The following is a 26,760-nucleotide window of genomic DNA, read 5'->3' as shown; positions in this document are numbered from 1 at the left end:
GATTCCTCCTGGTCAGACTTGAAAGGTCGGTTGCTTACGAGGGACAGCCTGACTCGGCGGGCGAATGCCCATGATCAGGGCTGCGGCAATGAGTGTTGTGACGGCCAGCACGTACAGGCCTGCTGCCGGAGAGTGGAAGGAGGCTTCCGCCCAGTTCTTCAGGATCGGCGCGATGAACCCGCCCAATGCGCCGAAAGAGTTGATCAGCGCGATGGCTCCGGCTGCGGCGGCACCGGCCAGGAAACTGCCGGGGAACGTCCAGAACACCGGTTGCACCGCGATGAAACCTGAGGCGGCGAAGCACAGGGCGAGGATGCCCAGCAGTGGGCTGGAGAAGGTCACCGATGCGGCGATCCCCAACCCCGACACCACCAGAGTCAACGCGGCAACGGTGCGGCGTTGGCCGGTACGATCAGCGATACCGGGGATTTTCCATGCGGCCAGTAACGCGCATATCCACGGGATGGCGCTGACCAGACCGACCATCAAGCCGACCTTGGTGCCCAGCAGCCCTGCGACCTGGCTTGGCAGGTAGAAAACCACACCGTAAACACTGGCCTGAATCAGCATATAAATCAGGCACAAGTACAAAACCGCAGGCTGACACAGGATTTTCAGCAGGCTGCCGTGGGATTGCTTTTGGCTGTCCTCAGCATCCAGTACCGCTTGTAGTTGACTGCGCTCTTCTGGCGTAAGCCATTTGGCGTCGGCAGGGCGATTGTCCAGATAGAAATAGGCCCAGACACCGACCACGCTGGCCATCAACCCTTCGACGGCGAACAGCCACTGCCAGCCGTGGGTGCCCATGAAACCGTCCAGTTCAAGCAGCAAGCCTGACAACGGGCTGCCGAAAATAAAGGCCAGCGGTGCGCCGAAATAGAAGAAGCCCATGGCCTTGCCGCGTGATGCGCTGGGGAACCAGTAAGTGAGGTACAGGATCACGCCCGGGAAGAAGCCCGCTTCTGCGACACCCAGCAAGAATCTCAGGATGTAGAAGGTGGTTTCGTTGTGCGCAAACATCATGGCAGCGGAGACGAGGCCCCAGGTCACCATGATCCGGCACATCCACAGGCGAGCGCCGACCTTGTGCATGATCAGGTTGCTGGGTACTTCGAGCAGCGCGTAACCGGCGAAGAACACGCCAGCACCAAACGCGAAAGCGGCATCGCTGATTCCGGTATCGGCCTGAAACGCCTGCTTGGCAAAGCCGACGTTGGCACGATCAAGGAACGCCATGATGTACATCAGCAGGAGAAACGGCAGCAGCCGCCAGGAGACCTTGCGCAGTAAAGTCGCGGGTAGAGTGTTCACGTCAGTTTCCTTTTTGGAATTATTGAACTGCGTAACGGCTTGGGTTCAGCGTTGAGTTTTTTAGGCGCAGAGCCTCGACAGCCATTCAGACGTCGGGGTGTGCGGCATTGCGGGACGGGTTGGAGCGCGGGGCGAAGAGGGGGCAGTAACGTGTTTCATTGGATTCACCTCATTGGGTGTTGTTTTCTTGTGCCGAGGACTCTACTGCTTACCTGGGATGCGTGACTAATCGAATTAAGCTTATAGTCGATACCTTAAAGTTATCGATGGCAGAGGGCAGCATGAGTATCGAGCGATCTCCCCACCACCTGTTTGGCCGGCTGCGTTACAAGCACCTGCAGATGCTGGTGGTGCTTGGCTCAAGCCTCAACCTGCACCGCGCTTCGCTGAGCATGAGTATGTCCCAGCCCGCCGCGACCCGGATGCTCCAGGAAATCGAAGACATGTTCGGTTGCGAACTGTTCGAGCGGCTGCCACGTGGCATGCGCCCGACCGCGCTGGGCCGCGAGTTGTTGCGCTTCGCCGAAGCGGCGCTGAGCGGGCTGGACCGTTGCGCTGCCGACATTGCCGTGCGCAAGCAGGGCGGTTACGGGTATTTGTCGATCGGTACGATTATGGGCGCGGCACCTGATCTGGTGATGAATGCCGTGGCTGAAATCAAAGGGCTCAACCCGCAATTGCGCATCCGCATCATGGGCGACACCAGTGATCAGGTGGTCCAGTTGCTGGAGCAGGGACGTGTCGATATTGCGGTCACACGGCGTAACCTCATCACGGACCGCGAGCAGTATGAATTCGAGCCGCTGGGCAACGAGCGGCTGATTGCCGTAGTACACAGCGGTCACCCGTTGGCCCGCCGTCGCAAGCTGCAATGGGCCGAACTGGTCAGGGACTGGCCGTGGATTCTGCAACCCGAAACCAGCCCGGCGCGCATTGCCATCGAACAGGCCCTGCAAAAACTTGAACTGCCGATACCGGCGGACATCATCGAATGCAGTTCGGTGTATTCCATGCAGCAGCTGGTGCAACTGACCGATGCGCTGATGGTGCTCTCCGAGTCGGCGATGCGCGATTACCTGAAGATGGGCCTGGTCAAGGCGCTACCGGTCACCCTCGACGCACAGATGGCTCCATTCGGCTTGCTACGCCGCAAAGGCGAGCCGGTCAGCCGTGAGTTGCAGCACTTCATTGATTTGCTGCGCAAGCGGGCTCGTGAGACGGCGTGAAGGCCTGCTCCTTGTAGGAGCTGCCAAAGGCTGCGATGGCGGTGTGTCAGGAATAACGCTTTCGCAGCCTTCGGCAGCTCCTACAGGATTGATTCAGCCAGGGTTTGAGGTTACGACGCCGTTCGAGGCCTGCCTGATGCACCGCTATCGCTGGCCTCGTAAAACCTCGGTGAGCTCCTACAGGTGCTGCGTAATTCTATGGGCGTATTCCGCTCTGGAATACGCCCATGAAAATCATGAATTTTATTTATCTTCATGGATCTCGTAGCGTGCGTTCTCTACATAAGGAGATGACGCTATGAACAACCTGCGCTTGTATGTTGATGCCCAATTCACCAGCCCGTATGCCATGTCGGCTTTCGTGGTGCTGCGCGAGAAGGGCCTAGATTTCGAGATGAGTACTGTGGATCTGGACGCCTCTGAAAATCAGTCAGCTGATTACGCCAGCCTTTCGTTGACTCAGCGGGTCCCGACACTGATACATGGAGACTTTGCACTGTCCGAGTCCTCTGCGATCACCGAGTACCTGGAAGAGGTTTTCCCACAGTCTCCGGTTTATCCACAAAATTCCAGGCAGCGTGCAAAAGCCCGGCAAGTTCAGGCATGGATCCGCAGTGATCTGCTGCCGATTCGTCAGGAGCTATCCACGCTGGTTGTTTTCTATGGCGACAAAGCCGGTCCGCTGTCGAGACAGGCCGAGTCAGCAACACGCAAGCTGTTCAGTGCTGCACAAGCACTGCTTGGCGACAGCCCCGAGTACTTGTTCGGCGAGTGGTCAATCGCTGACGTGGATCTGGCCGTGATGCTTAACCGGCTGATACTCAATGGCGATCTGGTGCCCCCTGCGCTAGTGGATTATGCGCAGCGCCAATGGCAAAGGCCGAGTGTGCAGGAGTGGGTGAACCTTCAGCGTCCGCCGCTTTAGGTGCTGGCGTATGGATTGACCGCCGGGCCTTCTGGCGGTCAATTCAGACTTTATGCAAAGCAAAAAAATCAAAACCGGCGCGTATTTATTCCGGTCCGCATGCTGCGATCAATCAGAAGCTGTATTTAGCCGTCAGCATCATGTTACGTGGCGTGCCATAGCTGTCGCCGCCGTAGTCTGAGGAGTTGGCGATGGTCGAGTAGTACTTGCGGTCGAAGACGTTGTTGGCGTTGAGCTGCAGGTCCAGGTGCTTGTTGACCTGGTAGCCCGCCATCAGGTCGGTGATGGCGTAGCCGCCCTGTTCCAGTCGATAGCTACCGCCATCGGCCAGGGCGATGTCGTTGTACATGCGGCTCTGCCAGGAGACGTTGCCGCCGACGCGCAGTTTCTCCAGCGGGCCCTGGAAGTGATAACTGGTGGTCAGCTTGAACAGGTGCTCAGGCAGGTCGGTGTCAAATTGCTTGTTGACCTTGCTCGGGTCTGCCGCATCCTTGACGGTGTGCGTACGAGCATAGGTGTAGCCACCGCCAACCTGCCAGTTTTCGGTCAGCGCGCCTTGCAGTTCGAAGTCGACACCCTGGCTGCGAATTTCGCCGGAGGCTTCAGAGCAAGAGGATTGCGGACAATCTGGCGTCACCACGGTGACCGCGCGGTTTTCCTGATCTACACGAAACAGCGCCATGCTCGCGTTAAGGGCACCGTCGAAGTATTCGCCTTTGATGCCGATCTCGTAGTTTTTGCCCACGATCGGTTTTAGTGGTGTACCTGAAGTGTCTTTGGCGCTCTGTGGCGTGAAGATATCGCTGTAGCTGACATAGACCGAGTGGTGATCATCGAGGTCGTAGATCAGACCGGCATAACGCGTAACGTTGCGGGTGACCTTGTAGTCGCCGTCGCCATCACGGTTGTCGTAGTCATACCAGTCCAGGCGGCCACCGAGGATCAGCTTCAGCGGATCGGCGAGGCTCAGGCGGGTGGTCATGTACACGCCATCCTGAGTCGTCACTTCGCGCCCGGTTGTGGTGTGGACGAAGTCGGGTTTGCCCGCACTGAGCGGCCAGTAGAAGTAGTTGAATGGGTCGTAGTCCTGGGTCGTCATGTCGTAAATGCGCTTGCTTGCACCCACTACCAGTTCATGTGTCCGCCCGAACGCTTCAAACGGACCACTGACGAAAGCGTCCAGACCGGCCTGATTCTCATCATTGGCGGCTTGGTAAACCGTGCGCTGCAGCGTTCTGTCGGCGGCCCAGCGTGACTGGTACGAGCCGGAGAACAGTGCGTTCTGTTCGGCGTAATTGGCGTTGATCTGAAGTTTCCAGTCATTGGCCAGACGCTGACGCAGCTCGGCAAAAACGGTGTTGATTTCCTGATCCTTGTTCTCCCAGTCGGTGCCGGGGTTGTACGAACGCGGCAGGTCCAGGTGATGGCCATTCTCGCCAATCATCGCTGAACCCCAGAAGTAGTTGGTCTTGTCCTTCTGATGAGAGAAGCCCAGGGTCAACGTAGTGTCATCGCTCAAGTCAGCTTCGGTAACGGCGTAGAACAGACCGTGGTCCTCTTCCACGCCATCAATGAAACTGTTGGCGTCGCGGTAAGAAGCGACGACACGACCGCGCAGGGTGCCGCTGTCGTTGAGCGGGCTGGAGGCATCCAGTTCACCGCGATAGTCATCCCAACTGCCAGCAGCGCCGGTCAGGGTGACTTTCTGCTCGGCCAATGGACGCTTGCGCACCAGGTTGATTGCCGCTGAAGGATTACCTGCGCCGGTGACCAGACCAGTAGCGCCGCGAACCACCTCAACCCTGTCGAACATCGCCAGGTTAGGCTGGGCGCCGACCGACACGCCGTTATAGCCGCTCGGGATGCCGTCGTACATGAGGTTGTCGATGTCGAAGCCGCGTGACGTATAGGACTGTCGACCTGGACCGTTGGAGTAATTGAGGAATAACCCCGGAGAGGCTCTGACCACGTCGTTGATGCTGGTCATGGACTGATCGTCCATGCGCTGACGGGTAATGACGGTGACAGCCTGAGGTGTTTCGCGCATGGTCAGCGGCAGCTTGGTGGCTGTCGACATTGCGCCGGTGGTGTACGAACTGGAGCCTTCGGTGGTGCTGCCCAATTGGCTTGAGGTGATTTCGCTGGCGCCCAGTTCTACCGTGGTCGGGCTGGATTGCGCCTGCACTTCGCTGCTGTCATCGGCCATCGCCGGAGTCAGGGTGGCCATGCAGATGGCCATTGCCAGAAGATTGCGTGACGGACTGAAACAGTGCAGCGGGGTAGAGCGGGACATGACTAACTTCCTGTTAAAACGATGAGATCAATGCTTATGAGAATTATTAGCATTAATTTTGTCAGGAATTTAAATCACGTAACAGCTTGATACGGAAAATATTTATCAATGGTAGCTGGCACATGGCCTATTCAGATGGAGTTGTAACAAAGCTAGCCAACAATTTGGCGCGGGACGCCTCGACCCTTTCAAGGTCAGAGGCGTATTGCAGGGACAGGGCTCAAGCTTTGTTTTGTAACCACTCGGCGCGGCTCATTTCCCAAATCTCCTTGAGCATAGGCCCGGAGACGAAATGCCCTTCCTGCGTGTCCACTAGCCGCATGCCTTCGCGTTGGGAAACTTTACGCGACGCCTGATTGCCCAGCGCTTTGGGTACCTGCATAACCGGGCGCGCCAGCGTCTCAAACCAATAGGCGTTAATGACCTGACACGCTTCGCGTATGTAGCCTTGCCCTTGCCATTGGGGCGCGAGCCAGAAGCCACGGTTGTTACCCGGCTGATCGTACAGGCTGATGCTGCCGATGCTCTGGGTCGGTTCCGCACTCAAGCGGATCATCCAGTGCCACTCACGCCCGGACGCGATCGCAGGAAGCACAACGTCACGTACATAGGTCAGCGCACCGTCAGCCGGATAAGGCCACGGCACACGGCTGTCGAGGTAACGGACCACTTCCCAGTGCGGGAACAACTGCTGGATTGCAGGCGCATCACTCAGTTGCAGAGGCGTGAGTATCAGGCGGGAGGTGTGAAGAGCAGGAGGGCATTCCATGGCGCGGGGTCCTTAGCGATCGGTATCAGGTATCTCCTGAACACTTTCGCAGAACCTCAGCGCGCCTGTCGAATCTCAGTTTCTTACGCCTGCATAGATAGCAAAGACGTGTGCTAGTGCCCGTACACCGTCTTCAACTGGGCCGCAGTCAACGCATCTTCAAACGGTACGGGCACTGATTTTACCGAACCGTAAAGGTTGCGATAACGCCAGTAACTGCCGTTGTTGGCCAGTTGATAACCGCGCTCGACCACACGCTGGCCATCCAGCACATAACGCAAGGTTTCTTGAGCGGCTTCAGGTGGTGCTGGCAGCATCAGGTCGGCGTTCAGCACACGCATCGATTCATCGATGCATTCGTCGAGGACCGCAGTGACTTGCGCCAGATCCAGAGAACCATCATCAACGCAGCGTTTGCCGCAGCGTCGAATGGGCTGGCTGGTGACTTCGATACGCATGCGGTACAACGCCGAACCGGCAATGTCTTGCACCTGCACCTGATTGATCAGCACAAAACTGCCGCGATCAGGTGTGAGCATCAGTTTCGGCTCGATTACCAAACGTGCGCTGACATTGCCTGCCCCTTGTTTGAGACCGGCGTCCAGCGACGCTTTTTGAAAACGCTGCTGCAACCGCTCCTGCAACGGTATGCCGGCGAGTAGCTCGGCCAGAGGCCGCGACTCATTGGCTGCGGCCTTTTCTGCTTCCCGCTGCAGGCTACCGCTGCCCATCTGAGTGTTGATCAGACTGGCAACGAGCAAGCCCGGCAACCCGACAGCGCCCGAACCTGCGACCAGGTTATGGCTGGAGGACGCGGCTTTTTTCGCGGCTTCGGCGTCGACCACGGTGCTGGCACCGACAAATGCCTGCGGCAGTTGCATGTCGACTTTGACGCCGTGTGTCTGCACGTAGGACGCCGCGCTCTGAGACTTGAAGCCAGTCTCAGGCGCCGGTTTCTGCGCACAACCGCCGAGCATCAGCAGGGCCAGTGCGGTGGCCGCGATCAGTAAACCTTTCATCATTCGAACGGGGTGATCATGTGCTGACGGCTCGTGTCCATCGCCTGATAGAACGCGTTGGTCAGATTGGTATACGTGGGCTCGTCCCACTCGCCCTGAGCGGCCTGTACAACGGCAAACGGCTTGAACCACAGCAGTTTATTGTCAGCCAGGTCGACCACCATGCCTTGGCCGCCCACCTGAGCCATCGGTACGCTGGTAGGCACGATGCTGTAATAGCTTCGGGTGGCTCCAGTGCCCTGGATGTTGATCAATAGCAAACGATCTACGCCATAAGCTGCCTTGATCGGGCTCAGGTCGCGGATGGTATAGCCCTCGCGGAAACTGATTTCCTTGTAGGTCTTCAGGTCCACTGGTTCGTTGATGCGCTTGGCTTTGTAGCCCTTGGCCTGCAACTTGGCAACGATGGCATCTGGCAGTGTATTGAGGTCACGCACCTGCCATTTTTCGACATTCCCGCTGAGCTTGCTGTTCATGCCGGTGTTAATGGCCAAATCCAGAAGCCCCTGATTGCCGGTCAAGACCAGAGCAGGCTCAGGCACTACGTTGATCGCCACGCCGATAACCGGCTCTTTGGCATCCCAGAATTGCTTATCAAGCGCTACCGGTGGTTGAACGTGGGCGCAACCGGTGAGTGTCAGGCAGGCAAGTAACGTCAGGGCTGCCCAGGTGCGAAGCGTGTAAAAAGACATGAATCAAGTCCCTATGATTAAAAACGATGCTGTCTGTGTCGGCAGTAGTGTTGATAACAATAGTGGCACTTTGATATTTTTTTGCGTGGTGGTGATTCCTGACCCTCTCAGTTCCCACGGGTAAGGTGTGACCCGCGATTGTGGCGATGTCGTGGGTCCGGCCGGGCGACGTTCCGCTTTAGCGGGAAAACGGTATCCCTGACAGTCTCGACGTGAAAGCGGGAGAAGCTTTCTTTCAATTACTTTTTCAAAATATTTCGTCACCAACTTCAGTGAACTAACGCTCTTGCAAGACGATCCTTTTCTTTGCGCAGTCAGCGCGACCCTGTCTGCCAGTGCATCTGCACTGAGTTTCAGGTCGGGTCGTTCAACGATAAGGAGCCGCCGTGACCGTTACCACTCAACCCTTATACCGGACCACTCCAAGCCCGCTTCATGCGATCTTGCTGGGCGGTACCGTCCCGCTGTTTCTCGGTGCTTTGCTGAGTGACATTGCTTACGCCCAGACCTACCAGATTCAATGGGCCAACTTTGCCTCGTGGCTGATCGCCGGGGGCCTGCTGTTCTGTGGCCTGGCGTTGTTGTTTGCGCTGGTCAATCTGATCCGTGCGGACCATAAGGCAGGGCGTCCTGTTGCGTATTTCCTGCTACTGCTCGCCACTTGGGCGTTGGGTCTGCTGAACGCGTTTGAGCATGCGAAAGACGCTTGGGCGATGATGCCCACGGGTCTGATTTTGTCGGTCGTCGTGACACTGTTGTCCGTTATTGCTGCATGGACCGGCCTCACCAATCTGCGTTCAGGAGGTGCGGAATGAAGCATTCAGGCGCACTGACTCTTATCAGCGTGGCATTGTTGTTGAGTGCTTGTGGTGGCGACGGAGAAAGCACTCAGGCACGTGGTCCGGATCCGAAGTTGCCCGAGCCGCAACGCACGCTTTTGCCCAGCATGAAGATCGCTGAGCCTGTGGCATGGGGTGATCAGAAGCCCACCGTTCCTGAGGGCTTCAGCATTAGCGCAATTGCGACTGACCTGAGGATTCCGCGGCAGACGCTGGTCCTGCCCAACGGCGATATTCTGGTTGCAGAAGGGCGTGGCGGCAGTGCAGCCAAGCTCAAGCCCAAGGATGTGATCGCCAGCGTGATCAAGGCAAAGGGCAACACGCAGGTTAAAGGCGGCAACCGTCTGACCTTGTTGCGGGATGCCGATGGCGACGGCGCTTATGAGTTGAAGACGGTCTTTGCTGAAAACCTCAACGCCCCCTACGGCCTGGCGTTTGCCGATGGCAAGCTATACGTGGCCAATCAGGATGCGCTGGTCCGCTTCGATTATCAGGACGGCCAGACCAAAGCCAGTGGCGCGCCGACCACGATCACTGAGCTGCCTTCGCAGATCAACCATCACTGGACCAAAGCACTGACGGTCAGCGAGGACGGGCGCACCCTGTATGTGGGCATCGGCTCGAACAGCAACGTCACCGAGCGTGGCATGGAAGTCGAGATTGATCGCGCCATGGTCTGGCAGATCGATGCCGAGACAGGCGCGCACAAGCCATATGCAACGGGCCTGCGTAACCCGACAGCGTTGACTATTCAGCCCGAAACCGGGCAGTTGTGGACGGTGGTCAATGAGCGTGACGAGTTGGGGCCTGATCTGGTTCCGGATTATCTGACTTCGGTGAAGGAGGGCGGTTTTTACGGCTGGCCTTACAGCTATTGGGGCCAGAATGTTGACTCTCGCGCGCAGCCGCAGAATCCGGACAAGGTCGCCTCGGCGATCAAACCTGATTACAGCCTGGGTTCGCACGTGGCCGCACTGGGTGTCGACTTTTCTATCCCGGCCATGGGTGAGAAATTCGCCAACGGCGTATTTGTTGGCGAGCATGGCAGCTGGAACCGTCCAAATCCGGTGGGCTACAAGGTGATCTTCGTGCCGTTCAACGACGGTCGTCCTGCAGGTGAGCCGGTTGATTTCGCGACGGGCTTCCGTGGCGCTGACGGCAAAACCCGCGGTCGACCTGTTGGGGTCACGGTGGACCCGAAAGGTGCGCTGATCATTGCCGACGACCTGGCCAATACGGTCTGGCGAGTGACGCGTAACCGTTGAGCCTGGTGCCCCGAGGTGAGGGATCGCTTCGGGGCGTTTCTGCACGGTCACCCGCAAATAATTGATCTGTAGGAGTGAGCTTGCTCGCGATGGCGTCAGGTCAGACGATGTCTTCTTAACCTATCTATCGCTATCGCGAGCAAGCTCACTCCTACAGAAAAAATTATTTAATTCAGATAGTTATTTTATGTTTGATGAGAGCCGCCGATTCGAGTTTGCTGCGCGACACTGCTATGCAATTCTCGAAGAAGTCGCCATTAACTCAATACTTCCAGGTCACCGAAGCCGTCAGGTTCCTTGGTGCACCGTAGTTAGTGGAGCCCGCCGATTGATACAGCGAAAGCAGGTACTTCTGATCGGTGACGTTATTCAGGTTCAATGACGTGCTCCAGTGTTCATCGAAGTCGTAGCTGCCCATCAGGTCGACCAGCGCGTAGGCCTCCTGTTCAACCCTGCGATTCGTATCGACTTCTGTCCCGCTTTGCCACTGGATGCGAGTCCCGACCCTGGCCTGGGGCATGCCGGGTAGACGGTAGGTCAGGCTGCCGCGCAAGACGTGGTCAGGGATGTACTTGCGTGCTTCATCGCCATCCGCGTCCTCGATCCGCACAAAGGTATAGCCCGCAGCGAGTTCCAGGCCTGGCAATGCCTCGCCGGAAGCTTCCAGCTCGACACCACGGCTTTTGAAGTCCGCACCTCGATAAACGTATTGGCCACCCACGATCTGACCGGTGAGTTCAGCAACGTTTTGCTGATCGGTTTTGAACACCGCTGCGGTGACGGTCAGTCGCTCTTCGAGCAGGCGTCCTTTCACGCCGACTTCAGTGCTTTTACCCTCTAGAGGCTCGATCACTCCGCCACTGGTGCTGCGCACGTATTGTGGCTTGAAGATCTCGGTCCAGCTGGTATAGAGACTCCATTGAGGGGTGAGGTCATACACCAGACCGGTGTAAGGCGTCACTTTACCGTGCACCCGGGTATCGTGCGGCGCTCCATAGCCCGCACCTTCGCCATCGGCACTGAGCATGCGGGCTCCGGCAATCCAGTGCAGATCATCGGCGAGGCTGAACCGTGCACCGGCGAACAGACTTTTCTGACGGTCGCTGAAGAGCTGGGTGTTCAGGTCGTTGGTAAAGTCAAAGGCCGGTTGCACCACGGTGCCCGCCAGGGCGTCCGCAAGGCTGGCGTTGATAAAGCCAGCTGCATCCCGATAGTGGCCGCGCTCCTTATGACGAGTGCGGCCGTAGTTGGCACCGACCGTCAACTCATGTTCGCGCCCCAGAAAATTGAATGGCCCGGACAACTGAGCTTCGCCGATAACCTGGTGTTCGGTACTGGTGGTGCGGTTGACGTAGGCAAAAACGTCAGTCGCCGTTGCCGGGATGGCGTACAGCATCTTTGTGTCCTGATGCTGGCTAACGCCGGTCAGGGTGATCTTGCTGTGCCAGCCGTTATCGAATTCGTGGGTCAGCTCGGCGAAGGCGCGTTTGGTGTGGATGTCCCAGTAGGTCCAGGGTTGACCGATGCTGGAGCTGCGGCTGCTGTAATGAATGCGATTGCCCGCGAAATCGGCGATGGGCAGGGCGCCCCAGGTGCTGCCGTTCGAATAGCTGTCTTGCTGGGAAAAGCCTACGGTCAGCGTGTCGGCGTCGGACAGGTCGAATGCCAGCAGACCTGCCGCTACATTGACCTCGTGGCTGTATTGGTCGAGATAGGAATTACCTTTGTCGTGTGCGGTGATGAAACGACCGCGCACGTTACCGCTATCTGTCAGCGGGCCGGAGACATCCAGGCCCAGGCGACGGTTGTCCCATGAACCGGCACTGGCGTCGATTTTCGCCTGAAACGTATCGGTAGGGCGCTTGCGGACGAAATTCACTGTTGCCGACGGGTTGCCTGCACCACTCATGAGCCCGTTGGCACCGTGCAATACATCGATCTGTTCGAACTCGGTCATGTCCTGATCGCCGAGCAGAACGCCGCCGGAGAACGGCATGCCCATGCCGTCGTATTCGAAGTTATCGATTGTGAAGCCGCGAGAGGTAAAGGCTGTGCGGTCAGTCTCGAATTGTTCGACGGTGACTGACGGTGCGCTGCGCAAGGCTTCTTTGACGCTGTTGAGCTGGAAGTCGTCCATTTGCTCGCGGGTCACAACGGTCACCGCTTGCGGCGTTTCCTTGTCGCTCAGGTCCAGACGTGTGGTGCTGGAAACCGGCTTGCCCTGATAGCCCACACTCTGGAGAGAGTCTTGTGTGCTGCGCGACTGAATCTGCGTGGCGGGCAGGTTCATTTCGTTGGCGACCTCAGGCCGGGCAACGGGCACCAGGTATACCGTTACCGCGTCGGTACGGGCGAAACTATAACCGCTGCCTTGCAGCAGGCCCGCCAATCCCTCTTCGGCCGAGTAGCTGCCAACAACTGCACTGCTGCGCAAACTGGCATCAAGGTTGCCATCGAGCAGGACGTTTTGCCCGGTTTGCTGGCTAAACACCAACAGCGCCTGACGCAACTGTTGCGCCGGAATGTTGAGTGACAGCTTGTCCATGGTGCTGCCAGCGCTGTTGCCTGGCGCGGCATGCGCCTGAACGGCCCCTACGAGCAGCGTGCAGGCGAGTACTGCGCCATGGGCGCCCAGTCGCCACTGCGCGCCGTTTTTGCGTCCAGGATTGTGGTGCTTTGCCATTCAGGTTGTTCCCTATGAGATGCGCACGGATATGCGAACAGCTATCAGTCACATCTAAGACGGATGACCTTTGGCAATACCTGAAGGTGTTTTGAAAAATTTATCGCAGGTTGCTGCCGGGGGCAGAGATTGCCGATTGGAAAAGTATTTTGGGGACCGGCTGCCACCGTGAGGGCGGTATTTCTACCGACCTGTTTTCGGTGACTGTGCCGACCTCTTCCCGGCTGAAGCCGGTCCCTCGTCAGGCCGCATGAATGACGGTCACCAGATCGGTGTACGTCGTCATTCGTACTGAGAGGGCCTTGGAAAGAACATCGAGCATTTGCTCAGGCCGATTCAGATTGAGGATCAGGCTGACTCGTCGTGCTGCAAGCTGCTGGTCAGCGATGAATATTTTGCCTTCGCGCCATCGTTGAAGCTCACTGACGACCGCGCTTAACGGCTTGTCGAAGAACACCAGTCGACCGCTACGCCAGGCGAGGACCTGGTCCAGTTCCGCGCGCTGAATAGCGCCCGTTTGATGGGTGCTGAACCGTAATGACAGGCCCTCTCCCAGATCTGTTTGCTGGCTCGATGTGACCACGCGTACCGTATGCCGACTCACCGTCAGCATCGTTGTTGTGCTGTCGCATGACACGCAGAAATCGCTGTCGTTAGTCAGAATCTGGCCCGCATCGGTTCTGATCGAGAGTTCACCCGCAGGACTGGGCACGACGTTGAAAAATGCCTCGCCCTGCAGCAATTCCACGGCACGCTGTGTTGGGGAAATGTTCAGATTCAGCGCGGTGTTGCCCGCGAGCTCAACGGTGGACCCATCAGCCAGACGCACCGTCCGCCGCTCACCTACTGCGGTTCGCACGTCTGCAAAAGGTGATGCTGCGCCTTTGAGCCAGAACGTCGTTGCGCTCGTGGTGACCGCCGCCGCACAGGCCGCGACGCCCAAACCGACAAAGCGGCGCCGTGATAACCGGGCGCTGACTGCAGGCGGATTCGGTTGGGTGAGAAGGGCAGAGGCGGCCCATAAATTTTCCAGTTGCGCATACGCCTGCGCATGCCGGGGATCAGCCTCAAGCCACTTTGCCAACGCCTCTCGCTCGGCGGCTGTGGGTGATCCGCCATGCATCAACGCAAACCACGTGCTGGCCTGATGGCTGACGTCATCAGGCTGCGCAGCAGATCGGTGAAGAATCGGAGGTTCAACGCTCATAGGTCAATCAATTCAATGCAGGACGGTGCTGGCGCCAGATTGTAATCCAGCATGAGGGCGTAAGTCCGCTGCCCGGTCGTCTGCTCACTCGGGTTCAAGCTATTGAAGGCCATCACTCGGACATCCCTGACTTCAGCAAGTCCAGGGCTCTGACCATGCGGCTGAAAGCGGTTTTCGAAGAAATCCCGAGGCGTTCACCGATCTCGACGTAGGTCAGGCCTTCAACCCGCACCATCAGAAACACCTCACGACAAGGCTCAGGCATGTTCTGAATCACGTCGTTCAAGGCTGACAGTTGCTGATTTGCAATGGCGGCTTGCTCAAGTGTCGGCGTTTGCGGTTCGGCGTCGCTCATCTCCTGCTGTTCGAGCGGCTCGACCTTTCGATGCTCCTGGCGTCGGGTGTGGTCAATAAACAGATTGCGAGCACTGGAGAACAGGTAGGCACGAAAGTTTTCTATGCGCGTACGGCTCATCTGTTCGGACAGCCGGATGAAGGTGTCCTGGGTAAGGTCGGCAGCAGTCTCTTTGCAGCGCAAGCGACGATCCAGGTAAGCCTGAATTTCCCCGCGATGGGCGAGATATAACGCCTTGAGATCTGAGCCGGACATGAAGCCACCTTAACTGGCATGGGAGCAAGCGCGGCAAAATATCACAAATGAGAATCATTTGCTCTAGTTGGTGGGCAGCGTCAGATTCAGGGGTGAGTACTCAGGAATTGATGAGCTCCCGCACGCGGAAGGTGAGGGTGTCAATCGCAAAGGGTTTGGTCAGCACCTGCATGCCGGGGCCCAGCTGCTCATCTCCAATGGCCGCGTTTTCTGCGTAACCGGTGATGAACAAGGTTTTTAGCGCGGGCCTGACCTCGCGTCCGGCGTCGGCCATTTGCCTGCCGTTCATGCCCCCCGGTAGCCCTACGTCCGTTATCAGCAGATCGATGTGGACATCGGAGCGCAGCACCTTGAGCCCGGCGACGCTGTCAGCTGCTTCAATGACTCGATAGTTGAGTTCGCTCAACACGTCCATGAGCAGCATACGAACGGTTGGCTCGTCATCGACGATCAGAATGGTCTCGCCAAAGTCTGCGGGCTGCGCCGATGTTGTGTCCGCTTCCCGGGCATCCTCGGTTGCTTCTCCGTCGTAACGGGGCAGGTAAATGCCAATCATTGTGCCCACACCCACTTGCGAGTGGATGCGTACCTGGCCCCCTGACTGCTTGGCAAAACCATAGATCATTGACAGACCCAGGCCTGTGCCCTGACCAATAGGTTTGGTGGTGAAGAAAGGATCAAACGCTTTGGCGATGATTTCTGGTGTCATGCCGGTCCCGGTGTCCGTGACCGTCAGCGCCAGATACTGACCCTCGGGAATTTCGTGCGTGCGGGCCGCCTCGCTGTCCATCGTGATATTGGCGGTCTCGATCCTGATGCATCCGCCGTCCGGCATCGCATCACGGGCGTTAATGCACAGATTGAGAAGGGCATTTTCAAGCTGACTGGCATCAACCAGCGTGGGCCATACGCTCGGTGCACCGACGATCTCCAGGGCGATGCCCGGTCCGACGGTACGTTTGATGAGCTCACCCATACCCTCCATCAGTTTGTTCACATCGGTGGGGCGGGGATCGAGGGTTTGCCGACGGGAAAACGCCAGCAGGCGATGAGTCAGCGCAGCCGCACGTTTTGCTGCACCCTGCGCCGTCGTAATGTACTTCTCGGTTTCCGCCCAGCGACCCTGAGCGATTCGAGCGCCCATCAACTCCAGAGCTCCGGAGATACCGGCCAACAAGTTGTTGAAATCGTGCGCCAGACCGCCGGTCAACTGGCCGACAGCTTCCATCTTCTGCGACTGCCGCAGTTTCTCTTCCGCCTGCATCAGTTCGACGGTGCGCTCTGCGACACGTTGTTCCAGGGTTTCATTGAGCGCGCGCAGGGCTGCTGTTGCGCGGTCGCGTTCGGCTTCGATGGAACGTCGTCCTTCCACGTCGATCACCACGCCGGGCAGGCTGAGCGGGCTGCCGTCCTCGGCCAGATCAACACGCCCATTCGCTTCGATCCAGTAGTACCGACCATCAGCGCGACGCACACGGTACTGGTGCGCGTAAGCACCGCCTCTGAGGGTGGCTTCATTGATCGCTTGCTCCACCCCTTCCTTGTCTTCAGGGTGAACCGAGGCAATGATCTGTTGCATGCTCAAGCCTTCAAGGCCCAGTACAGGATCAATACCGAACGCTCGGGAGAAAGCTTCGTCGATGGTGAAACGGTCGTTGGGAATATCCCAGTGCCACGTACCGATAATTGCACCGGCGGCGAGTGCCATTTGCACACGCTCCACGTTTTGCCGGGCAACGGCCTCGCTGATGCGTAAACGCTCCTGTGCATTGCGTCGTTCGGTGACGTCACTGAAGATGATTGCGATCTGCCTGTCGGCCAGCTCACCCACGCTGACGGCGCGGACGTCAAACCAGCGCTTGAACGCTTCGGCATAGTTTTCGAACGTAGCGGGTTCGCCGGTTTTAGCGACATGCCCATAGGTTTCGAACCAGAAACTTTCGAGGTCCGGGGCAAACTCGGTGACCCATTTGCCACGCAGATTGACCCCGGCCTGGCGTTCGAAAGCAGGGTTTGCCTCGACAAACCGGTAATCGATCGGCTTATCGTCGGCATCGAACTTCACCTGAACGATGGCAAAGGCAGACTCGATCGTCTCTAGAATCTTGCGGAAACGTTCCTCGCTTTGGCGCAATGCGGTTTCCGCAGTGCGCATCCGTGACAGGTCGAGCATGGCGCCGATCATGCGCACTGCCTGACCGTCAGCATTGCGGATCACGTGCCCACGGTCCAGAACATCGGCGTAGGAGCCGTCCCGACGCTGAAAACGATACTCCTCTGTCCAGCCGCTGCCAGTGCTGTCGATCAGGGCATGGATCGAGTTATAAATCCGTGGTCGGTCGTCGGGATGAATCTGGGCAATCCACCACGCACCCGAGGTGTCGATTGACGTTAGCGAATGTCCGTAGGCCTCCTCCAGCGCTTCATTCCAAAGCACCTGGTTGGCTTGCAAGTCCCAGTCCCATATGGCGTCGTTGGTGGCTTTCGCTGCCAGGCGATAGCGCTCCTGGGTTTCTTCGATGGCGACGCCTGCGAGGTGCTCGCTGGTGCGATCGCGCAGTATTTTGACGAAGCCAAGGTGGACGTTGTCATCGTCATAAAGCGGCATCATCTCGCCGGAGGCCCAGAAGCGCTGATTGCCTTTGCGCAGATGCCAGCGCTCGTCCAGAGCGCGACCTTCCTGAAGCGCGCGGCGCATCTCTCGTTCAATCTGGCCGCTGACCCGGTCCGCTTCGGTGAAGAAACGTTCGGCGGTCTGGCCGAGCATTTCTTCGCTGGTCCAGCCCAGTACCAACTCGGCGCCGGGATTCCAGTCGGTGATAAAACCGGCAGGATTGGTCACGATCATGGCGATATCGATAGCGCTTTCGAAGATTGCTTGCTGGCGCGTTTCGTTGTTGGCAACGGTCGCCTGATCGGCCTCTGGCTCAGCGGATGAATTGCCTGATGCGGCATGCGCGGTGCCCGGTTCAGCCTGCTGCGGTGGGTCGATGCCTGCGTCTTCAAGGGCTTTGCGCAAGCGCACGACTTCAGCCTCAAGCTGTTCTCGAGTCAGGTCTTTCAACGGTTTATCCACTTTCGCATTGTTGTTCCCTGGTCACCGCATCAGATCAGAAGCATTGGGCGTTTGCACGGTCAAACCCGCAGCGCTGCCACTCTCGGCAGTGCGCCTGCGTTCACTGGAAGGACTGCATGGAAGGGCCGCGAATCCGTTTATGACCGGTACACCCTTCGGTCGGTTCCTGGCCTGCCATGAATGACTGAAACCTGTGATATCGGGCCCGCAATAAAGTGCGTGTTAGGCGCGATCCGGGAGAGGGACCGCAGAACGAAAAAACGCCGCTTTCTCTGTATCGAGAAAAGCGGCGTTTTCTTTAGACGAATAAGCAGTGCGGCATGATTCGTCTACTCAATGCTGAACAAACCTGCGCACTTGTTATTGTGCGTTTTTCAGCTTGATCACGTCACCGGAGATAGTGGTGGTGTAACCGCTCAGGATCCAGGCCCAGAACCAGTTTTCCTGGACTTGGGTGTTGATCATCGCATCGCCGCCTTTAGCGTTGATGGCGGAAGTCTGGGCGCGTACGAAGCGGCTGTTCTGGCGGATGGGGATAATGCCGAACAACATCAGGCCGGTGGCGCTTGCCTCACTGTGACCCAGCACGGTGTATTGGTTGCTGTCATAGTGCGGGGATTTGATGGCGGTACCGGTGCAACCTGCCAGGGCGAGACCGAGAACGGCAGATGCGGCAACTTTACTGATGTACTTCATTGAAAACTCCATAGCCTAGAATCCCGGGATCCAATTTCGCGGGGGCGACACTCTAACCGCACCTCTCACAGATTGGAACGATCCTTCCTACAGAGAGCGAGGCCATATAAACATTTACAGCTCTTCATGGGGGCGACCTGGTCGCCCCGGGCTGCCGCTAATTTGCCTGGAGGGACTCGCGAATCGCTGCGGTTTGATCGACCAGCCGAACACTGTCGCGCCCTTCACGTTTTGAGGTGTACAGCGCAGCATCGCCTTGTTCGATCAACGCCGCGAGGCTGACGGGCGGTTGGTCAAACAGGTTCGCGCCGATGCTCAACGTCACCGCCTGGGGCGTGTTGAACGTTTGTGAAGTAGCGTTGTGAAACTGGCTGCGCAGCGCATTGCCCAGTTCAAGAATGCGGTCACGAGAAGCGTTATTGAGCAGAATGACGAACTCGTCACCGCCCAGTCGTGCTGCCAGGGAGCCTTGTGGCAGGTTTGAACGGATCATCTCACTCAGCGTAATGAGCAAGCGGTCGCCAGCGGTGTGGCCGAACAGGTCGTTAACCAGTTTGAAGTTATCGATATCGATCAGCAGCAAAGCGCCGGGTCGAGTGCTTGTGACTTGATCCAGCAGCCGCTGTGCCCGTACTTCAAGGGCGCGGCGGTTGTACAGGGCGGTCAAAGGGTCGCGGGCGGCCAGCCGGGCGATGCGCATTTCCCGGCGATAGCGCTCAGTCCCGGTCATGGAGAGTGCAATAAGCATGATCGCCATCGCCCCTTCAACCAGTGATATCTGAATGATCTCGCCGCGAAACGCCGCAAGGTCGATCAACGTGCCTGGTACCAGAGGCGGTATCGCCTTGGCCACGTAGAACAGGCCATGAATGAGCAGCACATAACGCAGTTGTACCGCCCCGACACTGAGTGATCTGCCGTGGGGGCGCAGGAGCAAGCTGGCTCTTAGTGTGAGCAGGGCCACCAGCAGCGAGTTGGCCACGAGCATGACTTTCGACCACGCCGGATCGCTTGGTAACAAAAGCAGGGCTAGCCAAGCGACTGGGATCAGAAGCCAGGCGCGCGACAGGCGCACTTCGGTAAAACGCGCCACACCCGCGAGGAAAAGCCAGTGTGCCGCCACCAGCAAGCCGTTGGCAAACCAGATGCCGATCAACAAAAAACCGCTCATGCGCAGCAGGGCGAGGGTGGAACCGATGCTGATCGTCGCAAAACCGGCGCTCCAGTAGAGCAGCGAGGATTCACGAACGCTGCGCCATTCGACCGCTAGGTACAAGGCAGCGGCCGCCGCAAGGGCGATGGTAAGGATGAGCAGCGTGGGTGGGTCGAGCGCCATGGACTGACTGGCCTTTCTGGTGAGCGATAAAGGGCGGGATTGTAAGCGTTCGGACGGATTTTTCAGAGCGCTACTGTCGGGTATTGGGCGGTTGCTGGACCAGTGGTGCCATCATCGTGAATTTCCGGGGCCTACAGGTCTCTACAGGAAAGGCGTCGGTAAGGCTGGACGCTGCCCCAATGGCCGGGCGCACCTTGTGGAATCAGAGCGGGAGAGCTTGAATGACCACCACTTTCAAGAGCGGCGATGCCGTTAGCTGGAACTCAGAGGCGGGTGAAATCCATGGCAAGGTGACCAAGGTCCACGTCAAGGATGTTGAATTCATGGGCAAACATCGGCCCGCGTCGAAAGAGCATCCGCAATATGAGGTCAAAAGCGACAAGACTGGTCATCTGGCAATGCATCACGGCAGCGCGCTTAGCCGCCGGTGAGGTGAGTTTCAGATCCGGTTTCTGCGGCCGGGTTCTACAGTGTCGGTACTAACGCTCGGGGCACGCCGTCATCAAGGACCTCCCCGTGGTCCAGACAGCCGCGCTGTCGCGTAGCAAACATGGACCCTGTACGAGTGAGTGGGGGTGCAATCCACATTGCTCGCGATAGCGGTGCATCAGACAGGACGCTATCGCTGCCTCGCGTTGCTCGTGAGCTCCTACAGAAACGCATTCCCAATCAGGTATTTTGTTTGATGAGTGTGGTTGATGCCGGGAATGAACTGACCTTGACGCTGCAACTAGAGGCCGAGCCTTTGCTTGAGTTCGGCCTCATTCCAGACGCCGCTGGCGGGTCCGCCGGGCAGACCTTCGTTGGCTCTGGCCAGCGGCAGCATCACTGGAATGAACCCTGCGTCGCGCACCAGCCTGGCGCCTACCTCGCGGGCCTTGTCGTCATCGGCAAAGGTCGGGATCGCTTTGTTTTTGCCCGACTGGCTTTCCATGGACGCGTAACCGATGGCGTTGAACGCCCGAACCAGATGCACGTCCGGCAGATACTCCCGGTCGGCTGATGCCACGCCTTGGTCAAGCGCTTTGCGTCCTGTGTCTCCATCACGACCGCTGAAGGGGTTGCTGGCGCTGAGCACCACTTTGCCGTTCAGTTTGTCCTTCAGTTGTTCTGAAAGCGTCGGCATTGCTCCATAAGGAACCGTCAAGACGATCACATCACCCCATGCGGCGGCATCACTGACCGAACCCGCTCGTGTGTTGGGGCCTGCGGTCTTCACCAGGTCGGTAAGTTCTGTGGGGTGCCGTGAGGAAAACATGACCGAATGGCCTGCTTTGGCCCACAGCGTGCCCAGCGTTCCACCGACGTTACCGGCACCGATAACGCTGATCTTGAGGGGCTCGGCCAGCACCTGGCTACTGAACAGGACAAGACCTGCGAACGCTGACAAAAGGTGTCTGAACATATTCTCTACTCCGGTTTGGAAAGTCATTTATCCACCCTAGTAGAGGCAACCGCGAAACGAAAGCTGACATGGGGCCAGCGCCGTCGCGCAGTCGGGCTTTAAGCGCAGGGCCTTGCCACTTCACGTGCAGCCATTGGCCGCGCCAGGCTCAGCAACCCCAGTAATGCCAGTCCCGCGCCTACCCACAATGGGGCTCGCAGGCCATAACCGGCGTCGATGGCGGTGCCGCCGCCCCAACTGCCCAACGCCAAGCCAGCCGTGATCACCGACGTGTGCAGGGTGTTCACCAATGCACCGGGCTCTGCGGCTTTCATCACTCGCGCGACCATTGCCGGGTTGAGCGCCACGCCCGTCAGGCCCAGTGTGATAAAGCAGGTCAGGTTCAACCAGAGGTGATCGCCCGCCAACGCAAAGCCGCTTAATGCCAGTACCAGCAAAAGCAGGCCCCAGCCCAGTGCGGGGAGGGTGTAGCGATCCGCAATGCGGCCCACAACCATGTTCCCCAGCAAGTTAGCGACGCCATACAGCGCCAGTAAAGGCGCCACGTGGCCTGGCGCGATGCCGACTTCTTCAATCAGGATCGGGGTGCAATAACTGAATGCGGCAAAGGTGGCACCGATAATCAGTCCGCTGGTGATATAGGCGCCCCACAGGCTGCGGTTTTTCAAGGCGTCCCATTGATGGCTCAGTGCCGGTTCGCTGCCAGCTTCACTGACGGGCAAGCGTGCTGCGGCAAGTACGCTGCAGATCAGTGCCAGCAACACGACCAGCCACGAACTGGCTCGCCAGCCAAAATGCTGCTCGACCCAAGCGGTCAATGGCACGCCGGCAACCGGCGAAAGCATCAACCCTGCCAGCACCACTGACACCGCTCTGCCGCGGAACTGCGGCGCAACCAATCCGGCACAGACGGTCATGCACAACCCGATACAGGCGGCGCTGGACACACCCATGAGAATTCGCGCCAGGGCCAGCACCGTGTAGCTCGGAGCCATGGCGGCCAGAATACCGGCAGCGACATAGACCGCCAGTAGCCCCACCAATGCGCGCTTGTTGCTGATGCCACGGCTCAGCAATAACACCGTGACCGGAGGCCCACCCAATGCCATGCCCAAGGCATAGAACGCAATCAGATTACCCACTTGCGCCAGGCTGACCGAAAAAGCATCGGCCAAGGCTGGCATCATCCCGGCAACCATGAATTCGGCAGTTACCAGAGAGAAAATCGTCAACCCCAGCAGGTAGACAGTGGAGGGCAGTTTGGCGTGGGCGGTCATGGGCGTCTCAGGTATTCACAAAGGCCGCTACCCTAGGGATTGTTGATCAAATGGTCAAATAACTGTTGGGCATAGGGTCATGCTTTGGCGTCCAGATGGAGCCGTGGCCTTTGCTAGACGTCTGCCAAAACTCCTTTCAACAACAAGTGCTCAACCTCTGGCGTGCGCTGGTTGATGGCTCCCAGGTAATCGATTAGTTCCGCTGCCCGGCTGCCGCGCAAGCCCGCCGTCGTGAGGTTGCCGTCACGTACATAGGTGTAGAGCCCTGACACGGCGAAGGCTTTCAGTTGGGCAATGTGTTTGCCTTGGGCTTCCTGTGTGGCCGTGAATAACGGGCTGTCGAAAAAACGGCGTCGGGCCAGCGGGCTTTCGAACGCTATCTCCATGATTGCAAGCTCCGCCCGCGCGGGCACGGCGTGATGAGCGACATTGGGTGCAGGTGGGTGCATGCCGTCGTTGTTGAACGGTTGGCACAGGTGCAAGGTTAATTTCAGCACCTCATCGGCATGGGCCAATGCCTTGGCCAGATCGTTACTCAGGTAGTCGTGCAATTGCGCGAGACTGGTGCGAGGACTGAAGTGCACATGGATGCGATCCAGGCGATCCGGGCCGTTGAACCTGTCATCGTTCAGGCGGTTAACCAAAGTCGTCGAACCTTTCGGCAAATCGTAGGCGAGGGTTTCCTCGAACATGTTCTGTTCGTCAGAGAAGAGTATCGAGCTGGCTTGCTGAAACTGCTTCTGGTCCTGGGCTGAAGCGAAGCCGATCTCGACTCCGCCATCCAGTTCGTAATCGGCTATTTCCTCAACGCCATCGGCCAACGGCCAAAGATGAGCGTCCTGATTTCGGGAAAAGTGGTGCTGGATATACAAACCGAGCCCGGGCAGCCGGGAGCAGAGCGGGCCATGCACATCGCGCCAGTAGGTGGCGAAGATTTCATGGGGCACGCGCTCGCGTCGTTTCACGGTGGTATAGCTGTTGATCTCGATCATGATTCACCTCAAGCAGGAAAATATTCGCATGAAGGTGAGAGTGGGCCTGTTTTCAGTCGTTCGGTTTATCTTCAGGTAAGTGACGCCCCGGTCTTCCCACCGATATGTCGCTTGGCAGACGTACTTGCAGGCGCTTACTGAATCTCGCAAAGTCCGCTTTTGCGCTTCCTTCTATGGCGTATTGCCAGGAAACCCTACCTTGAATCGTCTCGATCATATCCAGCTCATGGCCGCTTATAACCAGTGGATGAACGACAAGCTGTGTGTCGCTGCCGCCAGCCTGCCGGAAGAGGCCTTGAGCACGGACCGCAATGCATTCTTCGGTTCAATCATGGGCACGCTGAACCATCTGCTGGTGGGCGATACCCTCTGGCTCAAACGCTTCGCACGGCATCCGGCAGGGTTTCCGGCGCTGGATGTAGTGCGTGCCCTGCCTGATCCCGAAGCCTTGAATGAGCAGGTCTATAGCAGCCTGGCTGAACTGGCGGTGCAGCGCACACGGGTTGATCAGGCAATCATCGAGTGGGCCGCCGGGTTGCGGGAGGCCGATCTTGATGTGGTGCTGGGCTACACCAATACTGCGGGCATTCCGGCAGCACGTGATTTCTATGGATTGTTGATTCACTTCTTCAATCATCAGACCCACCACCGCGGGCAGGCGACGACGCTGCTGACGCAGGCGGGCGTTGATGTCGGTTCTACCGATCTGTTAGGGCTGATTCCGGATATTGGCTGACACGCTGGCTCGCCGAGTACGTTGTCGGTGGACGGCATAAGGCCATTCAGCTAATTTTGCGCGGTCGTCAATAAGGCACCGTTGTGGTGCGACGGATCCACGACCCTCATTATTAAAGGACTGAAACCTGCCAATGAAACTCTCTGCTTTGATTCTTCCTGCCATCGCGCTGTTTACAGCTGCCAATGCTTCAGCCGCCACAGACTCGCTGGCTGATTTCTTGAGCTGCGGCACCCAGTCGTTCCCGGTGGTTACGCAAGCACCGTTCAAGTCACTGGTTTCCAGCAAGCAGGAAAACGGCCATATCACCCTGCAGGGCGGCACCAAGAGTGAGATGGGCCAGCGCTGGGTCTTCGATAAGCCAGTGGTGGTTGGCGCTTTGTCTTTGACGGGTTTTTTCGCCGAGGATATGGATCTGATGGGCTCGCGCATCATCAATTGGGGGTTCTATGTTCAGCAGTCGCCTGAGCAGGTCGTAGCGTCGCTGAAGAAAGAGCACTCTCTGGCGCTGTTGTCGGCCAACGGCGTGTTTGCCCGGCCGGAAATCTGGTCCGAGAAGCAGTCGAAATGGCTGCCCGAGACCTCAGGTGATACCGCTGGCAAGCTCGTCACCGACACCTCCGAGCGGATCCTGATGGTCGAGCCTGCGCCTGCCGACCTGGCCGGGGGCAGCAAGGGCATGTTGACGTGTTCCATTCAGGGAAAGGTCAGCGAAGCGGCCTTGAAGTCGAGCCGTCCAGATCTGCTTTAAAACCTCCTGATGTCTGACAGGCCGTCATGCAGGTTCAGGTGGCGGCTTGATGATCAACCGAGTCATCTTGAGTTTCCGCTTCTGAGCGGTTGTTTGAACATCTCCACTACTCTTACCTTTCTTCAGCAGAGCATGAGCTCTGTAACGCTCAGCGCAGAATAAAAATAACGTACGGCGCACACTGCAGCAGCGCGAGCCGCATATGGCGCTCTGCAACAGGGAACTCGATGCCTCGACAGACGCTCGTAGTAACCGGATTTACCGGGACACGCCTTGTCACCGAGATCAAGGCCACTCGAAGTCAGTTGATAGCTTGGACATAAACCCAAATTTTATTCGCACTGCTCGCTTGGATGCATCGCACTAATGAGGCTGCTTGATGAACACCCTATCGGCGAGTGACCGTGCGCAACTGTTGCGTGAAACCACCGCGCAGTTCTGGCGGCACATTGTACCTATTGTGCAGATCGCCTTCTGTATTCACCTCGTATTGTTCGTACTGTTCTGCGCGCTGAAAGTAGTTTCGCTGGCTGTCGGTAACGGCCTGAGCATTCTGGCTTATGTGGCCTGCCTCACTGCCATCCGTATGGGGCGCTACAGCTTTGCCGGGATGGTGATGAGTGTGGAAATCATCCTCCACGCGCTGCTGGCGACCTGGGTGCTGGGTTGGAACAGCAATTTTTACTTCTACCTTTACTGCGTTATTCCCATTATCGCGTTCAGTTTTCAGAGTGCGCGGCGCCCACGGTTAATGCTTAATCTGGCCATTCTCGTCGTCTCGGTAGGCGGCTTCGCGTTGCGTGGGCAGATGGGCATCAATTCCGGTGTGGCGCCGCAGTTGCTCGAGGTGTTCGGTATCGTCAATGTCCTGACCGCCATTGGCGTGCTATTGCACGGCACTGCTTTGTCTGTGCGCTTTACGCGGTCTATGCAACTGAACCTGTTTCACACCGCCAATCGCGACAGCCTGACCAACCTCTATAACCGGCGCAGGGTGATGCTCGGGGTGCGGCAACTGGCCGACTCGGTACCGTCAGCAATCATCCTGCTGGACATCGACCACTTCAAACAGATCAACGACCGCCTGGGGCACGAGCAGGGCGACCTGATCCTTCAGCGAGTCGCAGAGGCCATCAACAGCAACGTACGCGCCACCGACGTTGCTTCCCGTTGGGGCGGCGAAGAATTTCTGGTGCTCATGCCCGACACCTCGGCGCAGGCTGCCCAGGCAGTGGCAGAGCGCATCCTGCGGCGTATTCGCGAATGGGTGGGACAAGTGGACCATGGGCCGCTGGTAGTCACTGCGACCCTGGCCGTCAGCGAAATCCGCCCGGCAGAAAGCTTCGAAAGCGCCCTTAACCGCGCCGATCAGGCCCTGTATCAAGGCAAGCAACAGGGGCGTAACCAACTGGTTGTGGCGGGTTGAGTGTGCTGAGAGCTGATCGGATCGGTTGAACCTGCGGCGACTCGTGAGCTTGAGGTGTAACCCGTTACTTTGCTTTGCTTTGCTTTGCTTTGGATTTTGATCTTGATCTTAAGCGCCCCGTTAAACCACGCTGGCCGTCCGCAGATTCTGAACCGTGGGCAGCCCGGCAAGGATGCCGGGTTAGCCGCACAGGGCCATGGATGGCCCATTGCGGCGGCCCACGGCT

The 26,760-nt window shown here is 58.0% G+C and carries 22 protein-coding genes; 8 read left to right on the top strand and 14 right to left on the bottom strand.

Features of this window, described 5'->3' with window-relative positions; translation table 11 throughout:
• Nucleotides 1–12: 12 nt before the first annotated feature.
• Complete coding sequence (locus AUC61_RS10735; protein ID WP_243245950.1) at nucleotides 13–1,311, bottom strand: MFS transporter; 1,299 nt, start codon at nucleotides 1,309–1,311, stop codon at nucleotides 13–15.
• Nucleotides 1,312–1,592: 281 nt separating this feature from the next.
• On the opposite strand from AUC61_RS10735, the gene AUC61_RS10730 reads away from it, so the two are divergent.
• Entirely contained in the window at nucleotides 1,593–2,537 is a 945-nt protein-coding gene (locus AUC61_RS10730; RefSeq protein ID WP_122664795.1) for a LysR family transcriptional regulator, read from the top strand.
• Nucleotides 2,538–2,835: 298 nt separating this feature from the next.
• Complete coding sequence (gene yfcF, locus AUC61_RS10725) at nucleotides 2,836–3,462, top strand: glutathione transferase (protein ID WP_243245948.1); 627 nt, start codon at nucleotides 2,836–2,838, stop codon at nucleotides 3,460–3,462.
• Between the two features lie 112 nt (nucleotides 3,463–3,574).
• Here yfcF and AUC61_RS10720 read toward each other — a convergent pair whose 3' ends face one another.
• The 4 genes from AUC61_RS10720 to AUC61_RS10705 form a co-directional block, all read right to left on the bottom strand.
• Nucleotides 3,575–5,755 (bottom strand): TonB-dependent siderophore receptor, encoded by a 2,181-nt coding sequence (locus AUC61_RS10720; RefSeq protein ID WP_243245947.1) that lies wholly within the window; start codon nucleotides 5,753–5,755, stop codon nucleotides 3,575–3,577.
• 220 nt (nucleotides 5,756–5,975) lie between these two features.
• Complete coding sequence (locus AUC61_RS10715) at nucleotides 5,976–6,524, bottom strand: GNAT family N-acetyltransferase (RefSeq protein WP_243245945.1); 549 nt, start codon at nucleotides 6,522–6,524, stop codon at nucleotides 5,976–5,978.
• Nucleotides 6,525–6,637: 113 nt separating this feature from the next.
• The gene (locus AUC61_RS10710; protein WP_243246056.1) at nucleotides 6,638–7,543 is read right to left on the bottom strand and encodes a hypothetical protein; all 906 of its coding nucleotides are present in this window, start codon (nucleotides 7,541–7,543) and stop codon (nucleotides 6,638–6,640) included.
• Entirely contained in the window at nucleotides 7,543–8,235 is a 693-nt protein-coding gene (locus AUC61_RS10705) for a hypothetical protein (RefSeq protein ID WP_243245943.1), read from the bottom strand. Before AUC61_RS10705 ends, AUC61_RS10710 begins: the two co-directional genes overlap by 1 nt.
• A 386-nt stretch (nucleotides 8,236–8,621) precedes the next feature.
• Between AUC61_RS10705 and AUC61_RS10700 the strand changes: the two genes are divergently transcribed.
• Entirely contained in the window at nucleotides 8,622–9,050 is a 429-nt protein-coding gene (locus tag AUC61_RS10700; protein WP_243245940.1) for a DUF2231 domain-containing protein, read from the top strand.
• Complete coding sequence (locus AUC61_RS10695) at nucleotides 9,047–10,339, top strand: PQQ-dependent sugar dehydrogenase (RefSeq protein WP_243245938.1); 1,293 nt, start codon at nucleotides 9,047–9,049, stop codon at nucleotides 10,337–10,339. Before AUC61_RS10700 ends, AUC61_RS10695 begins: the two co-directional genes overlap by 4 nt.
• Before the next feature lie 262 nt (nucleotides 10,340–10,601).
• On the opposite strand, the gene AUC61_RS10690 is transcribed toward AUC61_RS10695, so the two are convergent.
• The 6 genes from AUC61_RS10690 to AUC61_RS10665 form a co-directional block, all read right to left on the bottom strand.
• Nucleotides 10,602–13,022 carry a TonB-dependent siderophore receptor gene (locus AUC61_RS10690; protein WP_243245937.1) on the bottom strand — a complete coding sequence of 807 codons (2,421 nt, stop codon included), beginning with the start codon at nucleotides 13,020–13,022 and terminating at the stop codon, nucleotides 10,602–10,604.
• 241 nt (nucleotides 13,023–13,263) lie between these two features.
• Nucleotides 13,264–14,229, bottom strand: coding sequence for a FecR family protein (locus tag AUC61_RS10685; protein WP_243245935.1), 966 nt, complete (start codon nucleotides 14,227–14,229; stop codon nucleotides 13,264–13,266).
• A gap of 112 nt (nucleotides 14,230–14,341) precedes the next feature.
• Nucleotides 14,342–14,839 carry an RNA polymerase sigma factor gene (locus AUC61_RS10680; RefSeq protein ID WP_122664786.1) on the bottom strand — a complete coding sequence of 166 codons (498 nt, stop codon included), beginning with the start codon at nucleotides 14,837–14,839 and terminating at the stop codon, nucleotides 14,342–14,344.
• Nucleotides 14,840–14,939: 100 nt separating this feature from the next.
• Nucleotides 14,940–17,915: a PAS domain-containing hybrid sensor histidine kinase/response regulator gene (locus tag AUC61_RS10675; RefSeq protein WP_243245934.1), complete on the bottom strand. Its 2,976-nt coding sequence runs from the start codon at nucleotides 17,913–17,915 to the stop codon at nucleotides 14,940–14,942.
• Between the two features lie 360 nt (nucleotides 17,916–18,275).
• Complete coding sequence (locus tag AUC61_RS10670; protein ID WP_122664785.1) at nucleotides 18,276–18,611, bottom strand: hypothetical protein; 336 nt, start codon at nucleotides 18,609–18,611, stop codon at nucleotides 18,276–18,278.
• A gap of 157 nt (nucleotides 18,612–18,768) precedes the next feature.
• The gene (locus tag AUC61_RS10665; protein ID WP_243245932.1) at nucleotides 18,769–19,947 is read right to left on the bottom strand and encodes a GGDEF domain-containing protein; all 1,179 of its coding nucleotides are present in this window, start codon (nucleotides 19,945–19,947) and stop codon (nucleotides 18,769–18,771) included.
• Nucleotides 19,948–20,168: 221 nt separating this feature from the next.
• Here AUC61_RS10665 and AUC61_RS10660 point away from each other — a divergent pair, with 221 nt between their 5' ends.
• Nucleotides 20,169–20,378 carry a hypervirulence associated TUDOR domain-containing protein gene (locus tag AUC61_RS10660; protein WP_243245930.1) on the top strand — a complete coding sequence of 70 codons (210 nt, stop codon included), beginning with the start codon at nucleotides 20,169–20,171 and terminating at the stop codon, nucleotides 20,376–20,378.
• 299 nt (nucleotides 20,379–20,677) lie between these two features.
• On the opposite strand, the gene AUC61_RS10655 is transcribed toward AUC61_RS10660, so the two are convergent.
• The 3 genes from AUC61_RS10655 to AUC61_RS10645 all read right to left on the bottom strand — a co-directional run bounded on the left by AUC61_RS10655 (nucleotide 20,678) and on the right by AUC61_RS10645 (nucleotide 23,621).
• The gene (locus tag AUC61_RS10655; protein WP_243245929.1) at nucleotides 20,678–21,352 is read right to left on the bottom strand and encodes an NADPH-dependent F420 reductase; all 675 of its coding nucleotides are present in this window, start codon (nucleotides 21,350–21,352) and stop codon (nucleotides 20,678–20,680) included.
• A gap of 98 nt (nucleotides 21,353–21,450) precedes the next feature.
• Nucleotides 21,451–22,629 (bottom strand): MFS transporter, encoded by a 1,179-nt coding sequence (locus AUC61_RS10650; RefSeq protein WP_243245927.1) that lies wholly within the window; start codon nucleotides 22,627–22,629, stop codon nucleotides 21,451–21,453.
• Nucleotides 22,630–22,742: 113 nt separating this feature from the next.
• Nucleotides 22,743–23,621 carry an EthD domain-containing protein gene (locus tag AUC61_RS10645; RefSeq protein ID WP_243245925.1) on the bottom strand — a complete coding sequence of 293 codons (879 nt, stop codon included), beginning with the start codon at nucleotides 23,619–23,621 and terminating at the stop codon, nucleotides 22,743–22,745.
• Between the two features lie 199 nt (nucleotides 23,622–23,820).
• On the opposite strand from AUC61_RS10645, the gene AUC61_RS10640 reads away from it, so the two are divergent.
• From AUC61_RS10640 to AUC61_RS10630, 3 genes are all read left to right on the top strand, one after another.
• Nucleotides 23,821–24,357: a DinB family protein gene (locus AUC61_RS10640; protein ID WP_243245924.1), complete on the top strand. Its 537-nt coding sequence runs from the start codon at nucleotides 23,821–23,823 to the stop codon at nucleotides 24,355–24,357.
• A 133-nt stretch (nucleotides 24,358–24,490) separates the two neighbouring features.
• Nucleotides 24,491–25,108, top strand: a complete 618-nt coding sequence (locus AUC61_RS10635) for a hypothetical protein (RefSeq protein ID WP_243245922.1) — start codon at nucleotides 24,491–24,493, stop codon at nucleotides 25,106–25,108.
• Nucleotides 25,109–25,487: 379 nt separating this feature from the next.
• Entirely contained in the window at nucleotides 25,488–26,534 is a 1,047-nt protein-coding gene (locus tag AUC61_RS10630) for a GGDEF domain-containing protein (RefSeq protein ID WP_243245920.1), read from the top strand.
• Nucleotides 26,535–26,760: the final 226 nt, after the last annotated feature.

The sequence above is a fragment of the Pseudomonas maioricensis genome, from assembly GCF_022790535.1.
GTDB lineage: Bacteria > Pseudomonadota > Gammaproteobacteria > Pseudomonadales > Pseudomonadaceae > Aquipseudomonas > Aquipseudomonas maioricensis.
Note: the sequence above shows the minus strand (reverse complement) of the source record. Positions and strands in the feature narration are given on the sequence as shown.

What these genes read in the sequence shown, in the direction of transcription:
- AUC61_RS10730 (WP_122664795.1), top strand. Translation starts at nt 1,593, where the DNA reads ATGAGTATCGAGCGATCTCCCCACCACCTGTTTGGCCGGCTGCGTTAC.
- yfcF (WP_243245948.1), top strand. Translation starts at nt 2,836, where the DNA reads ATGAACAACCTGCGCTTGTATGTTGATGCCCAATTCACCAGCCCGTAT.
- AUC61_RS10720 (WP_243245947.1), bottom strand. Translation starts at nt 5,755, where the DNA reads ATGTCCCGCTCTACCCCGCTGCACTGTTTCAGTCCGTCACGCAATCTT.
- AUC61_RS10715 (WP_243245945.1), bottom strand. Translation starts at nt 6,524, where the DNA reads ATGGAATGCCCTCCTGCTCTTCACACCTCCCGCCTGATACTCACGCCT.
- AUC61_RS10710 (WP_243246056.1), bottom strand. Translation starts at nt 7,543, where the DNA reads ATGAAAGGTTTACTGATCGCGGCCACCGCACTGGCCCTGCTGATGCTC.
- AUC61_RS10705 (WP_243245943.1), bottom strand. Translation starts at nt 8,235, where the DNA reads ATGTCTTTTTACACGCTTCGCACCTGGGCAGCCCTGACGTTACTTGCC.
- AUC61_RS10695 (WP_243245938.1), top strand. Translation starts at nt 9,047, where the DNA reads ATGAAGCATTCAGGCGCACTGACTCTTATCAGCGTGGCATTGTTGTTG.
- AUC61_RS10690 (WP_243245937.1), bottom strand. Translation starts at nt 13,022, where the DNA reads ATGGCAAAGCACCACAATCCTGGACGCAAAAACGGCGCGCAGTGGCGA.
- AUC61_RS10685 (WP_243245935.1), bottom strand. Translation starts at nt 14,229, where the DNA reads ATGAGCGTTGAACCTCCGATTCTTCACCGATCTGCTGCGCAGCCTGAT.
- AUC61_RS10680 (WP_122664786.1), bottom strand. Translation starts at nt 14,839, where the DNA reads ATGTCCGGCTCAGATCTCAAGGCGTTATATCTCGCCCATCGCGGGGAA.
- AUC61_RS10670 (WP_122664785.1), bottom strand. Translation starts at nt 18,611, where the DNA reads ATGAAGTACATCAGTAAAGTTGCCGCATCTGCCGTTCTCGGTCTCGCC.
- AUC61_RS10665 (WP_243245932.1), bottom strand. Translation starts at nt 19,947, where the DNA reads ATGGCGCTCGACCCACCCACGCTGCTCATCCTTACCATCGCCCTTGCG.
- AUC61_RS10660 (WP_243245930.1), top strand. Translation starts at nt 20,169, where the DNA reads ATGACCACCACTTTCAAGAGCGGCGATGCCGTTAGCTGGAACTCAGAG.
- AUC61_RS10655 (WP_243245929.1), bottom strand. Translation starts at nt 21,352, where the DNA reads ATGTTCAGACACCTTTTGTCAGCGTTCGCAGGTCTTGTCCTGTTCAGT.
- AUC61_RS10650 (WP_243245927.1), bottom strand. Translation starts at nt 22,629, where the DNA reads ATGACCGCCCACGCCAAACTGCCCTCCACTGTCTACCTGCTGGGGTTG.
- AUC61_RS10645 (WP_243245925.1), bottom strand. Translation starts at nt 23,621, where the DNA reads ATGATCGAGATCAACAGCTATACCACCGTGAAACGACGCGAGCGCGTG.
- AUC61_RS10635 (WP_243245922.1), top strand. Translation starts at nt 24,491, where the DNA reads ATGAAACTCTCTGCTTTGATTCTTCCTGCCATCGCGCTGTTTACAGCT.
- AUC61_RS10630 (WP_243245920.1), top strand. Translation starts at nt 25,488, where the DNA reads ATGAACACCCTATCGGCGAGTGACCGTGCGCAACTGTTGCGTGAAACC.